At 66.1% G+C, this 12,442-nt stretch carries 13 protein-coding genes; 9 read left to right on the top strand and 4 right to left on the bottom strand.

The window, feature by feature from the left end:
- The first annotated feature begins 105 nt into the window (after positions 1 to 105).
- Positions 106 to 477 (top strand): hypothetical protein, encoded by a 372-nt coding sequence (locus AC1DJT_RS26325; protein WP_476835189.1) that lies wholly within the window; start codon positions 106 to 108, stop codon positions 475 to 477.
- A gap of 63 nt (positions 478 to 540) precedes the next feature.
- Here AC1DJT_RS26325 and ruvX read toward each other — a convergent pair whose 3' ends face one another.
- The 3 genes from ruvX to AC1DJT_RS26310 all read right to left on the bottom strand — a co-directional run bounded on the left by ruvX (position 541) and on the right by AC1DJT_RS26310 (position 2,911).
- Positions 541 to 1,032, bottom strand: a complete 492-nt coding sequence (gene ruvX, locus AC1DJT_RS26320) for a Holliday junction resolvase RuvX (RefSeq protein WP_476835188.1) — start codon at positions 1,030 to 1,032, stop codon at positions 541 to 543.
- A gap of 56 nt (positions 1,033 to 1,088) precedes the next feature.
- Positions 1,089 to 2,078: a tripartite tricarboxylate transporter substrate-binding protein gene (locus AC1DJT_RS26315; protein ID WP_476835187.1), complete on the bottom strand. Its 990-nt coding sequence runs from the start codon at positions 2,076 to 2,078 to the stop codon at positions 1,089 to 1,091.
- A 68-nt stretch (positions 2,079 to 2,146) separates the two neighbouring features.
- Entirely contained in the window at positions 2,147 to 2,911 is a 765-nt protein-coding gene (locus tag AC1DJT_RS26310) for a GntR family transcriptional regulator (protein WP_476835186.1), read from the bottom strand.
- A 90-nt stretch (positions 2,912 to 3,001) separates the two neighbouring features.
- Between AC1DJT_RS26310 and AC1DJT_RS26305 the strand changes: the two genes are divergently transcribed.
- The 5 genes from AC1DJT_RS26305 (at position 3,002) to AC1DJT_RS26285 (ending at position 7,709) form a co-directional block, all read left to right on the top strand.
- Positions 3,002 to 3,289, top strand: coding sequence for a UxaA family hydrolase (locus tag AC1DJT_RS26305; RefSeq protein ID WP_043234293.1), 288 nt, complete (start codon positions 3,002 to 3,004; stop codon positions 3,287 to 3,289).
- A gap of 165 nt (positions 3,290 to 3,454) precedes the next feature.
- Positions 3,455 to 4,645: a UxaA family hydrolase gene (locus tag AC1DJT_RS26300; protein WP_441507671.1), complete on the top strand. Its 1,191-nt coding sequence runs from the start codon at positions 3,455 to 3,457 to the stop codon at positions 4,643 to 4,645.
- 83 nt (positions 4,646 to 4,728) lie between these two features.
- Positions 4,729 to 5,778, top strand: a complete 1,050-nt coding sequence (locus tag AC1DJT_RS26295; RefSeq protein ID WP_441491578.1) for a YeiH family protein — start codon at positions 4,729 to 4,731, stop codon at positions 5,776 to 5,778.
- Between the two features lie 24 nt (positions 5,779 to 5,802).
- Positions 5,803 to 6,732, top strand: coding sequence for a hydroxyacid dehydrogenase (locus AC1DJT_RS26290; RefSeq protein ID WP_441491579.1), 930 nt, complete (start codon positions 5,803 to 5,805; stop codon positions 6,730 to 6,732).
- Positions 6,729 to 7,709, top strand: coding sequence for an Ldh family oxidoreductase (locus tag AC1DJT_RS26285; protein ID WP_441507629.1), 981 nt, complete (start codon positions 6,729 to 6,731; stop codon positions 7,707 to 7,709). The genes AC1DJT_RS26290 and AC1DJT_RS26285 overlap by 4 nt, the downstream gene beginning before the upstream one ends.
- Positions 7,710 to 7,875: 166 nt before the next feature.
- Here the strand turns inward: AC1DJT_RS26285 and ade are convergent, their stop codons facing one another.
- Positions 7,876 to 9,576 carry an adenine deaminase gene (ade, locus tag AC1DJT_RS26280; RefSeq protein ID WP_441507630.1) on the bottom strand — a complete coding sequence of 567 codons (1,701 nt, stop codon included), beginning with the start codon at positions 9,574 to 9,576 and terminating at the stop codon, positions 7,876 to 7,878.
- 123 nt (positions 9,577 to 9,699) lie between these two features.
- Here ade and AC1DJT_RS26275 point away from each other — a divergent pair, with 123 nt between their 5' ends.
- The 3 genes from AC1DJT_RS26275 to gatA form a co-directional block, all read left to right on the top strand.
- The gene (locus AC1DJT_RS26275) at positions 9,700 to 10,398 is read left to right on the top strand and encodes a metal-dependent hydrolase (protein WP_476835185.1); all 699 of its coding nucleotides are present in this window, start codon (positions 9,700 to 9,702) and stop codon (positions 10,396 to 10,398) included.
- A gap of 200 nt (positions 10,399 to 10,598) precedes the next feature.
- A complete protein-coding gene (gene gatC / locus AC1DJT_RS26270) occupies positions 10,599 to 10,886 on the top strand; it encodes an Asp-tRNA(Asn)/Glu-tRNA(Gln) amidotransferase subunit GatC (protein ID WP_113512524.1) in 288 nt (95 codons plus the stop codon).
- Between the two features lie 86 nt (positions 10,887 to 10,972).
- A partial coding sequence (gene gatA, locus AC1DJT_RS26265; RefSeq protein ID WP_476835184.1) for an Asp-tRNA(Asn)/Glu-tRNA(Gln) amidotransferase subunit GatA occupies positions 10,973 to 12,442 on the top strand: 1,470 nt, incomplete at its 3' end.

The raw sequence follows: 12,442 nt of genomic DNA, 5'->3' as shown, positions 1-12,442 counted from the left end.
TCCCGTAACGGAACCACCGATCCGGCGCGCGGCGGCAACTGATCGTCGGCCCGGGATTTGAGTTTTGAGGCGGACCGGCTTTGTGCGCGGTCATGGAGGACGAGAATGAGCGTTTACAGCAAGGCCCTGCTGGTCGGCCTTGGACTTGCGGCGTCGGCAGTGCTGTGGGCGGCTCCCGCCTCGGCGCAGTACTATGGCGGCAGTAACCGCGATCCTTATTACGAGCCCGGCCCGCGTTACGGGCGTGGCCCTGATCGCGGGTATGACCGCGGCTACGATCGCGGCCCACGCTATGACGACCGGCGCGGCCCACGCTACGACGACCGGCGCGGCTCCTATGATGGCGGCGGCTATGATCGCRGGCCGCGCAACAACAATCCGATGGCAGGCATGAGCCTCGAGGATCAGAAGCGCGCGATCAAGAACCACCGAGAGGCGCAAAAGAAGGCGATCAAGCGCGGCTACGTCATTCCGTAACCCGCCGCCCGGCAATGTCAGGATAGAGGCGCCGTCGCGGGAAACCGTGGCGGCGTTCGCATGTCAGRCCTCGTCGGTGTCCGGGGGCTCCATGCGCATCAGGCGATCGAGCGCACCCTGCAGGATGTAGGCCGCAGCCATCTTGTCGACCACCTCGGCGCGCTTGGCTCTCGAGGCGTCCGCCGAGAGCAAGGTGCGCGTCACGGCCAGCGTCGACATGCGCTCATCCCAGAATGCGATCGGCAAGGCGGTGAGGGGGGCGAGGTTGCGGACGAAGGCCCGTGTCGACTGGACGCGCGGCCCTTCCGTGCCATCCATGTTGAGCGGCAGGCCGATGACCAGCCCTGCGACGTCGAATTTCGCGGCGATCTTCAGCAGGGCTGCTGCGTCGAGCCCGAATTTGACCCGCTTGATCGTCTCCAGCGGCGTTGCGATCTGGCGCTCCACATCGGACAGCGCGAGGCCGATCGTCTTGGTGCCGAGGTCGAGGCCGAGCAGCCGCGCGTGATCGGGCAGATTCAGGAAGGTTTCGAGAGGAACCAGATTGGCTGACATCAGGGCCGGGTAGCACGCGCCGCCCGTACTGGCGAGCGGCGCGTGGGGGATGGCGTCTAGTTCACGTTCTGCGGGGTCACGCCGGCGGCCTTGAGTGAGGTCGCCCATTTGCTGATCTCGCTGCCAAAGCGCTTGGCATGGGCGTCGCGGCTCCATTCAGCTTCCGGAAAGGCGCTGGTGCCGACCGATTTGAAGCGCTCCAGGACGACGGGGTCCTTGAGAGCGGCCTTCAGCGCGCCGTTCAGCTTGTCGAGCGCCGCTGCCGGAGTTGCCTTCGGCGCGTAGAGCCCGTGCCAGATCGTCATCTCCAGATCGGTGCCGGCCTCGCGCGCGGTCGGCGTGTTCGGCAGCACGCCGAGGCGCTCGGTCGAGGTCACCGCATAGGCACGGACCTTGTCGCCCTGGACCTGCGGCACCGCGGTGGTCGACTGGTCGCAGAGCACGTCGACCTGCCCGGCGACGAGATCGTTCATCGCAGGACCTGTGCCGCGATAGGCAACCTGTGTGAACTTCGCGCCGAGCGCCTGCGAGAGCAGGACCGCGCAGAGATGGGCGTTCGAGCCGATCMCGGCATGGGCGATGGTCAGCTTGTCGGCCTGCAGCTTGGCGAAGGGGAAGAACGCCTTGGCGTCCACCGGCGGCAATGCGAGCTTGCCGGCCACGACCATGGGCCCGGTATTCACCAGCCCGACGGGCGCGAAAGCGGTCTGCGTGTCGTATCCGAGATTGTTGTAGAGCGAAGGCGCGGCCGCGAGCGCGAGATGGTGGATCAGCAGAGTGTGGCCGTCGGCGTCGGATGCGGCGAGGCGCTTGGCGCCGGCCGTGCCGCCGGCACCGGCGATGTTCTCGACCACCACCTGCTGGCCGAGCGTGCGACCCATATGGTCGGCAAGCAACCGCGCGATCACGTCGCTCGGTCCGCCCGCCGCAAAGGGCACGATCAATGTCAGTGGCTTGGTTGGAAATCCCTGCGCCGCCGCGGGCGAGGCAAGTCCTAGCGCCAGCAACCCCGCGAGTGCGAGGCGTCTCGTCGTCTTGGCAATCATTCATTTCCTCCGGTCGTGACGAACCGCTCTCCGGCGGCTTGGTATGGAACGGGTATGCCGCCCGCGCCTCAGCGCAGGTCGGAAAGGTAATGAGCCTCCTCGGTCAGACAGAGGCTGAGGCGTCGTTCGACGGGCATGCCGTCAAGCGCCAGAGCCACGCGGTCGATCTGCAAGGCGGGCCGGCCGGCTTCGACACCGAGCGCAGCTGCATCCACCGGGGACAGGGCGACGGCCTTCAGCTTCTCCCGCGCATGCGCGATCGTCACGCCGTAGCGCGCCGCGAACAGGCTGTAGAGATTGTTGGGCACCGGTCCATGCTCCAGCCCCGGGAACAGATGTTGCGGCAGGGTCAGCGTCTCGACGATCAGCGGCGCCGCATCGAGCGAGCGCATCCGGCGGATGCGAATGACCGGCGCCTTGTCGTCGAGATCCAGCGCAGCTTGCTCGGCTGCGTCAGCCAGTCCGGTCGCGATGCTCAGCACGGCGCTGTCGGGAAAGCGCCGCTCGCCATGGTCGGGCACCAGCTTGAAGAACTGGAACAGGATGCGGCGCTCGTCGTGCTCGGCCACGAAGGTGCCGCGCCCCTGTCGGCGAACGACGAGATTTTCGGAAGCCAGTTCGTCCAGCGCCTTGCGCACCGTGCCCTGGCTGACGCCGRTCTCGGCAGCGAGTTGCCCTTCGCTCGGCAGACCTTCGCCCGGCGCCCAGACGCCATCGACGAGCCGGCGAACGAGGATCGCCTTCACCTGGCGATAGAGCGGCCGAAAGCCCAGCGGCTCAGCCGTGTCGACCGCGCCGCGCCGCTCTGCATTTTCGAGCTTGTGCACACTCATATGTCTTATATAAGACTTCACCGAGCGCAGGTCGAGCCCGATTTTCGCACGGGCCAGAGCGAACCTTCGCAAGCTTGAAGGAGGCGTTACATGAGCAAGCCCCATCTCCTGGTGCATGAGCAGAAGGACACCGTCGGTGTCGTCGTCGTCGAGGGCCTGAAGGCCGGGACGGACATGCTCTGCGTCGTCACCCACGACAATTCGGATTTTCGCCTGGCCGCGAAGATGGACATCCCGATCGGCCACAAGGTCGCGCTCAAGGACATCAAGAAGGGCGACACGATCTGGAAATACGGCCAGGACATCGGCAAGGCCGTCGCCGATATCGGCAAGGGCGAGCATCTCCACGTGCACAACGCCAAGACCAAGCGCTGGTGATCGGCACGTTCGCCGCCTGACCTGTTCCGGGGCTCCCGCCAGGGTCGAGCCCGTCAAGAAAACGAAGGAAACGCCATGTCGATCGTCGCCAATTTCGATCTCGTGAAGGGCAAGCTCGGACGCATCAAGGGCCGCAAGATCGAAGCGCCCGAGTTCAAGGCGCCGATGGTGAAGCGCCCGACCGGCCGCAGTCTCGATTCGTTCCATGGCTGGCGCCGGGAGAATGGCCGCGTCGGCGTGCGCAACCACGTCCTGCTGCTGCCGCTCGACGACCTCTCCAATGCCGCCTGCGAGGCGGTCGCCAATAATATCAAGGGCACGCTCGCGATTCCGCATGCCTATGGCCGCCTGCAGTTCGGCGAGGATCTCGAGGTCCATTTCCGCACCCTGATCGGCACGGGATCCAACCCCAATGTAGCCGCCGTCATCGTCATCGGCATCGAGGATGGCTGGACCAAGCGGGTCGTTGACGGCATCGCCAAGACCGGCAAGCCGGTCGTCGGCTTCGGCATCGAGGGCCATGGCGACATCGCCACGATCGCCAAGGCGTCCTATGTCGCCAAGGAGTTCGTGCAGTGGGCGACCGAGCTGCAGCGCGAGAAATGCGGCATCGAGGAGCTCTGGGTCTCGACCAAATGCGGTGAATCCGACACCACGACCGGGCTCTCCTCCTGCCCGACCGTCGGCAACATGTACGACAAATGGATTCCGCGCGGCGTCTATGGCGTCTTCGGCGAGACCTCCGAGATCACCGGTGCGGAGCATCTCTGCAAGGCCCGCGCCGCGACACCGGAGGTCGGCGAGCGCTGGTACAAGATGTGGAAGGCCTACCAGGACGACGTGATCGAGGCCCACAAGACCGACGACCTCTCCGACAGCCAGCCGACCAAGGGCAACATCGCCGGCGGCCTGACCACGATCGAGGAAAAGGCGCTCGGCAATCTCGAGAAGATCGGCCGGGAGTGCAAGTTCATCGACATCCTCGAGCCGGCGGAAGCGCCGGCCAAGGGCCCCGGCCTCTACTACATGGACACCTCCTCGGCCGCGGCGGAATGCGTGACCCTGATGGCGGCCGGCGGCTATGTCGTGCACACATTCCCGACGGGGCAGGGCAACGTCATCGGCAATCCGATCGTCCCGGTCATCAAGATCACCGGCAATCCCAAGACGATGCGCACCATGCCGGAGCATATCGATGTCGACGTCTCCGGCATCCTGCGCCGCGACCTGACGATTTCGCAGGCCGGCGATGCGCTCATCCAGAATATCGTGCGCACCGCCAATGGGCGTATGACCGCGGCCGAAGCACTGGGGCATCGCGAGTTTTCGATGACCAAGCTCTATCGCTCGGCCTGACCGGACACTAAACCGGCGGGCGGGCGCTATGCCGCCCGCCCTCCACCTGCCGAAGACCGGCAGAGCAAGCCGGAGCAGAGTTCTTGTCCGTCGCCTCATCCTCTCCGCTGAGCGCCTGGCGCCCCCTTCTCGACGGGATCGTGCTCTCGACCGCTGTTGCCATTGCGTCGGTCCTGGCTGAGCCGGTCCTGAAGACCTGGCTCGGCGGCAAGATCGGCATCCCTGCAGTTGTCATCGCCCTGCTGATCGGCATGGCCTTGCATCCGCTGGCGAATACCGTTCGGTTCCAGGCTGGCATGGTCTTCTGCGTCAAGAAGATGCTGCGCTGGGCTATAGCGCTGCTCGGCCTGCGCATCGCGCTCGGCGACATCATCGCGCTCGGCCTGTCGACCGCTTTGCTGGTCGTGTTCTCGATGATCGTGACAGTCATCTCCGGCTTCTGGCTGGCCCGCCTGCTCGGGCGCGAACACGGTTTTGGCGCGCTTGCCGGGGTTGCGACCGCGGTTTGCGGCGCCTCTGCGGCGCTGGCGACGGCGAGCGTGCTTCCGGATTATCGCGGCAAGGCCGCCGATGTCGCCTTCACGGTCATCGCCATGAATGCGCTCGCGACGATCGCGATGCTGGCCTACCCGCTGATCTGCGTCTGGCTCGGCCTGAGCCCGACCCAAACCGGCGTCATGCTGGGGGCCTCGATTCACGACGTCGCGCAGGTCGTCGGCGCCGGCCAGTCTGTTTCCGACGATGCGGCCAATGCTGCCGTCATCGTCAAGCTGTTCCGCGTCTTCCTGCTGCTGCCCGCGGTGCTGCTCGTCGGCTGGTGGATGGCGCGCGAAGGCGGCCATCCCAGTGATGCCAAGGTGCCGGTCCCGGTTTTCGCCTTCGTCTTCCTGGCGCTTTGCCTGGTCAACAGCGCGTTTGCGACGCAGCCCACGCTGGCCGGATTCTATGAGCCGGTGCGCGCGGCCTTGCTGGAGGCCTCGCGCTGGGGGCTTCTGATCGCGATCGCCGCGCTCGGGCTCGGCACCTCGATCGGCTCGATGGTGCGGCTGGGCTGGCGGCATCTTGTCGTCGTCACCGGGACCAGCCTCGTCATTCTCGGGCTCGTCCTCGGCGGCCTGACAGCATTGGGTTGAGCAGCCACGCAAGGCGGGAGAGCCATGACCGATATCGTCATCACCGAATTCATGGATGAGGCGGCGGTCGCAAGCCTCAGCGCCCGCTACGCGGTTCATCACGACCCTGAACTCTTCGGCAAGCCGGACGAACTCGCCCGGCTGGTCGCCGACATCCCGGCCCTCATCGTCCGCAACCAGACGCAGGTGAGAGGGGCGTTGCTGGCAGGCGCGAAGAATTTGACGGTCATCGGCCGGCTTGGCGTCGGCCTCGACAATATCGACATGGAAGCCTGCGCCGGCCGCGGCATCAAGGTTTTCCCGGCGACCGGGGCGAACAGCCTCTCGGTCGTCGAATATGTCATCGGCACGGCGATGACCCTGTTGCGCGGCGCCTATTTCGCCAATGCAGCCATGCTGGCTGGCGAATTTCCAAAGACAAAGCTGATCGGCCGCGAGATCGCCGGCAAGCGCATGGGGCTCGTCGGCTTTGGCGCCATCGCGCGTGACGCTGCGGCGCATGCCCGCTTGCTCGGGATGAGCATCGCCGCCTACGACCCCTATGTTCCAGCCGGTGATCCGGTCTGGAGCAATGTCGAGCGGCTGGAGCTCGATGCCCTGCTTGCGACCTCGGATGTAATCAGCCTGCATCTGCCGCTGACCTCGGAGACCAAGGGGCTAATCGGAAGCGCGTCCTTCGCGCGCATGAAGCCGGACGCGATCCTGATCAACGCCTCGCGTGGCGGAGTCATGGACGAGGCCGCGCTGGTCGAGGCCCTGAAGAGCGGCAGGCTCGCCGGTGCGGCGCTCGACGTCTTCGAGGAGGAGCCGCTGCGCGGCGGCGCCAAGCTCTTCGCCGGCACGCCGAACCTGATCCTGACGCCGCATATCGCCGGCAATACCGTCGAATCGAACGGGCGCGTTTCCGGCCTCGTCGCGGAGCGCGTCATCGCCGCGCTGGAGGGGCGGACATGACCCGCCTTTCTCTGGAGGAGGCCGAAGCCAGAATTGCGGCGCTGTTCGCCGCTGCGGGGACTTCAGCGGCCAATGCCGCCTCCGTTGCCTGGGCCTTGGTGATGGCCGAGGCCGACGGCTTGAAGGGCCACGGCCTTTCGCGTGTGCCGACCTATCTGGCCATGCTGAAATCGGGAAAGATCGATGGCCAGGCCGTGCCGATCGCCCGGCGACCGAAGCCCGGCGTGCTCGCCATCGACGCCGCCCATGGCTTTGCCTATCCCGCGATCGATCTTGCGGTCAGCGAGCTGCCCGAACTCGCACGCGCCCAGGGCGTCGTCGCGGCACCGATCAGGCGCTCGAACCATTGCGGCGCTGCGGGACTGCATGTCGAGCGCCTGGCCGAGCAGGGGCTCGTCGCCTTGCTCTTCGCCAATACGCCGGGCGCGATGGCGCCCTGGGGCGGCTCGAAGCCGGTCTTCGGCACCAATCCCATCGCCTTTGCCGCACCGCTCGCCGGGCGCGAGCCGGTCGTCATCGACATGGCGCTGAGCAAGGTCGCGCGCGGGCCGATCGTCGCCGCCAGACAGAAGGGCGAGCCCATCCCCGAAGGCTGGGCGCTCGATGCGGATGGCAAGCCGACAACCGACCCGGCCGCCGCGATTGCCGGCACCATGGTGCCGCTCGGCGACGCCAAGGGCGCGACCTTGGCGATGATGGTGGAGATCCTCGCCGCGGCACTGGTCGGCACGCATTTCGCCTTCCAAGCGTCCTCCTTCATCGACGACAAGGGCGGTCCACCCGATACCGGCCAGCTCATCCTCGCGATCGATCCCGCCAGCATGGGCGGCAATTGGTTCGCCGAACGCATGAAGCTGCTGGCCCACGCGATAGAGGACCAGCCAGGCACGCGCCTGCCGGGGACGAGGCGCTTGAATCTGCGTGCGAAGGCCCGCGCTGAAGGGATTCTGATCCCTGAGGAAATCCTCTCCGCCTAAAGCATCGGCCCGCAGAGTGGATTGCGGTTTTCGGGAAAGCCGATGCAAAGACAAAAGTCTATATCAACGAACCGGCTCGCATCCGGTCCGATGATCCGACTTTCTGTGTCGGCATCGGCCTGAAGTCCGCAATCCACTCTGCKGGCCGATGCCGTGAAGCTAGATCTCAGACGAAGTCGAACCGGTCGACATCGACCAGCCCCTTGTCGGTGATCTTCAGATGCGGGATCACCGGCAAGGTCAGGAAGGCGACCTGCAGGAACGGCTCGGCCAGCACGACGCCGAGCGCCCTCGCTTCCGTTCGCAAGCCCTCCAGGCCGTGCCGCACGACCTCGAAAGGCTGGTCGCTCATCAGGCCGGCAACCGGCAGCGCCAGCTCCGCCTTGACCACGCCACCATCCGCGACGGCGAACCCGCCGCCGATCTCGATCAGCCGGTTGGCGGCAGCCGCCATCGAGGCTTCGTCGACGCCGACGACGCAGAGATTATGGCTGTCATGGCCGACGGAAGAGGCGATGGCGCCGTGTTTCATGCCAAAGCCGTGGACGAAGCCGGTCGCGATGCCGTTCGTCTTGCCATGCCGTTCGATCACCGTGACCTTGACCGCGTCCTGCGTGAGATCGGGCAGGGCCTCTCCATCCCGGGCGGGCAGGGACATCGCCAGCCGCTCGGTGATGATGCGGCCCGGCACGACGCCGATGACGGGGGTGTCGCCGGACCGGGCCGCGACCTTGAAATCTCCCGGCTCCAGTCTGCGGCACCGGACACTGCCGAGGCCAACCGGCGGAATGGGCTTGCGATCCGCGAAGAGGGCCCCCTCGACGAGCCGGCCTCCCGCAAAGACAGACTTCACCTGGCAGGTCGCGAGATCATCCACGAGCACGATGTCGGCGCGCTTGCCGGGCCCGATGAAGCCGCGATCGAACAGGCCGAAATTCCGTGCAGCCGCGAGCGTCGCGACGCGATAGGTCGCAAGCACATCCGCCCCGGCGGCGATCGCAGTGCGGATCATGTAGTCGAGATGGCCTTCCTCGGCGATGTCGAGCGGGTTGCGATCATCAGTGCAGAACGCGAGGAAGGGCGAGGCGTCGCGGGTGATCAGCGGGATCAGGGCATGCAGGTCCTTCGACACCGAGCCCTCGCGGATCAGGATCGCCATGCCCTTGGCGAGTTTTTCGCGCGCCTCCTCGGCCGTGGTCGTTTCATGATCGGTGCGGATGCCGGCCGAGAGGTAGCCGTTCAGGTCCATTCCACGGACCAGCGGGGCGTGGCCATCGATATGCCGGTGAGAGAAGGCTTCGAGCTTGGCGAGGCAGCCGGGATCGCGGTGAAGCACGCCCGGGAAGTTCATGAACTCGGCGAGCCCGATCACCTTGGGATGGTCCATCAGCGGCGTCAGGTCGCCCGCCTCCAGTCGGGCCCCTGCTGTTTCCAGATGCGTCGCCGGCACACAGCTCGAGAGCTGCACGCGCAAATCCATGCGCATCGCCTCGGCGCAGCGCAGGAAATAGCTGATACCCTCGACGCCAAGGACATTGGCGATCTCGTGCGGGTCRCAGATCGCGGTCGTGACCCCGTGCGGCAGCACGCAGCGCTCGAACTCGAACGGCGTCACCAGCGACGATTCGACATGAAGATGCGTGTCGATGAAGCCGGGCACCGCGATCAGCCCCCGGGCATCAAAGCTCGCGATGCCCTCATAACGGCCATAGGTGCCGACGATCGTTCCACCGCAGAGCGCGATATCGGTCTCGACCAGGGCGCCGGTGACGAGATCGAACAGCCTGGCGCCGCGAATGACGAGATCGGCCGGCTCGTCGCCACGGCCCTGGGCAATGCGGCGGGAAAGGGTTGCGGCGTCGGTCATGGCGAGGGTTCCATTTGGTCCAGGCGTGGCAGCGTGCACGTCGCCCGATGCAAAGTCGACTTGGACGGCGCGCGTTGCCGGCCTAGATAGGCTGTCTTGCCCGTCAGCCTAAGGGGTTCCGCCATGAAGCTCACCTGGTTCGGCCATTCGGCCTTCCGCCTCGATCTCCCCGGCGCTTCGCTGTTGATCGATCCGTTCTTCACCGGCAATCCGGCCTTCGAGGGTAATGCCGCCGAGGCATCGAAGGGCGTCAGCCATATCGTGATCACCCATGGCCATGGCGACCATATCGGCGACACGCTTGCCATCGCCGAGGCCAATCACGCGACCGTCGTCACCAATTTCGACCTGTGCATGTACCTTGCCTCGAAGAGCCTGAAGAAGTTCGAGCCGATKAATACCGGCGGCACGGTCGATCTCGGCTCCTTCCAGACCACCCTGGTCAGGGCAGATCACTCGGCCGGCCTGGTCGAGGCCGGTGTCGCTTTCCCGCTCGGCAGCGCCAATGGCGTGGTCATCAAGGCCCCGGGCGAGAAGACGCTCTGGCATATGGGCGACACCGACATCTTCCCGGGCATGGCGCTGATCAGCGAACTGAATGCCGTCGACATCTGCATCTGTCCGATCGGCGACCGCTTCACCATGGGCGCGAAGACCGCGGCGCTGGCCATGACCCGCTTCGTCAAGCCGAAGGTCGCGATCCCCTGCCATTACGGCTCCTTCCCGATCATCGCCCAGAATGCCGACGAGTTCGTCGCGGCGTTGAAGGGCAGCGATGTTCGGGCCCTCGTGCCCGGGAAGGGCGAGGCGGTCGAGATCTGACGCAAGGCCGCGTCATCCGGGATCGGCAACGAAGCGCGCTATTCCCGTCTCCATCCAGCTTCGGTCCATGACGATGGATCCCGGCGTTCTGGCCGGGATTCCGACGACCCGTCAGTATTGACTTATCCTTTTGCCGCCGACGCGCTATAGCGCGGGCAAATCAGTTTCGGCTTGTTCAGCCACAGTTTCAGGAGCCTGCCATGTCGGTCGATCTCGCCACCGTGAAGCGCGTCGCGCATCTGGCGCGCATTGCCGTGCCCGAGGCCGATCTGCCCAAGCTGCAAGGCGAGCTCAACGCCATTCTCGGCTTCGTCGAGCAGTTGGACGAGGTCGATGTCAGCGGCGTCGAGCCGATGACATCGGTCACGCCGATGGCGATGACGCAGCGCCAGGATGTCGTCACGGATGGCGAGATCGCCGATCGGATCGTCGCCAATGCGCCGGTCTCCGAGGACAATTTCTTCATGGTGCCGAAGGTGGTCGAATAGGCGCTGATCCGCCCGTTCTATCTCCCCGGAAGCGCCAGGCGCGCTCCGCGGGCTCCTCCCAGTTCAATTTGCCGGAAACCACTGACGTGACCGACCTGACCCGCCTGACGCTGACCGAGGCCCGCGACGGCCTCAAGGCAAAGACCTTTTCCGCGACTGACCTCGCCAAGGCGCATATCGCCGCCATCGAGAAGGCCCGCGCGCTCAACGCCTTCGTGCTGGAGACGCCGGACCACGCGCTGAAGCAGGCCGCGGCCTCCGATGCCAGGCTGGCGAAGGGCGAGGGCGGCCCGCTCGAAGGCCTGCCGCTCGGCATCAAGGACCTCTTCGCCACCGAGGGCGTGCGCACCACCGCCTGCTCGAAGATCCTTGGCGAGTTCGTGCCAGCCTATGAATCGACCGTGACGAGCCAGCTCTGGCGCGACGGCGCGGTGATGCTCGGCAAGCTCAACAATGACGAGTTCGCCATGGGCTCGTCGAACGAGACCAGCGCCTTCGGCAATGTCGTCAATCCCTGGCGCCGCAGCGGCTCGAATGTCGGAGCAGGTGGCTCCGGCGCAATCGAGGGCAACCATCTGGTTCCGGGCGGCTCGTCGGGCGGCTCGGCCGCCGCCGTCGCCGCCGACCTCTGCCTGGCCGCCACCGCGACGGATACCGGCGGCTCGATCCGCCAGCCGGCGGCCTTCACCGGGACAGTCGGCATCAAGCCGACCTATGGCCGCTGCTCACGCTGGGGCACGGTCGCTTTCGCTTCCTCGCTCGACCAKGCCGGTCCGATCGGCAAGACGGTGCGCGACAGCGCCGTGATGCTGCGCTCGATGGCCGGGTACGATGCCAAGGACACGACCTCCGCGAACCTCGCCGTGCCGGACTACGAGGCCGCGGTCGGCCGCTCGGTGAAGGGCATGAAGATCGGCATTCCCAAGGAATACCGGCTCGACGGCATGTCGCCCGAGATCGAGGCTCTCTGGCAGCAGGGCATCGCCTGGCTGAAGGCAGCCGGTGCCRAGATCGTCAACATCTCGCTGCCCCACACGAAATACGCTCTGCCCGCCTATTACATCGTCGCGCCGGCGGAAGCCTCCTCCAACCTCGCCCGCTATGACGGCGTGCGCTACGGCCTGCGCGTGCCGGGCCGCGACATCGTCGAGATGTACGAGAAGACCCGCGCCGAAGGCTTTGGCGCCGAGGTCAAGCGCCGCATCATGATCGGCACCTATGTGCTCTCGGCCGGCTATTACGACGCCTATTATCTCAAGGCCCAGAAGGTCCGCACGCTRATCAAGCGCGATTTCGAGTTGGCCTATGCCGACGGAATCGACGCCGTGCTGACGCCGGCGACGCCCTCGGCGGCCTTCGGCATCGGCGAGAAGGGCTCGTCTGATCCGGTCGAGATGTATCTCAACGACGTCTTCACGGTCACGGTGAACATGGCCGKCCTGCCGGGCATCGCGGTGCCCGCCGGACAGGATGCGCAGGGCCTGCCGCTTGGCCTGCAGCTGATCGGCCGCCCCTTCGACGAGGAGACGCTGTTCTCGCTCGGCCAGGTCATCGAG

The organism is Allobosea sp. 05T422_2 (assembly GCF_056396265.1).
This window is presented reverse-complemented; position numbering and strand designations above follow the sequence as displayed.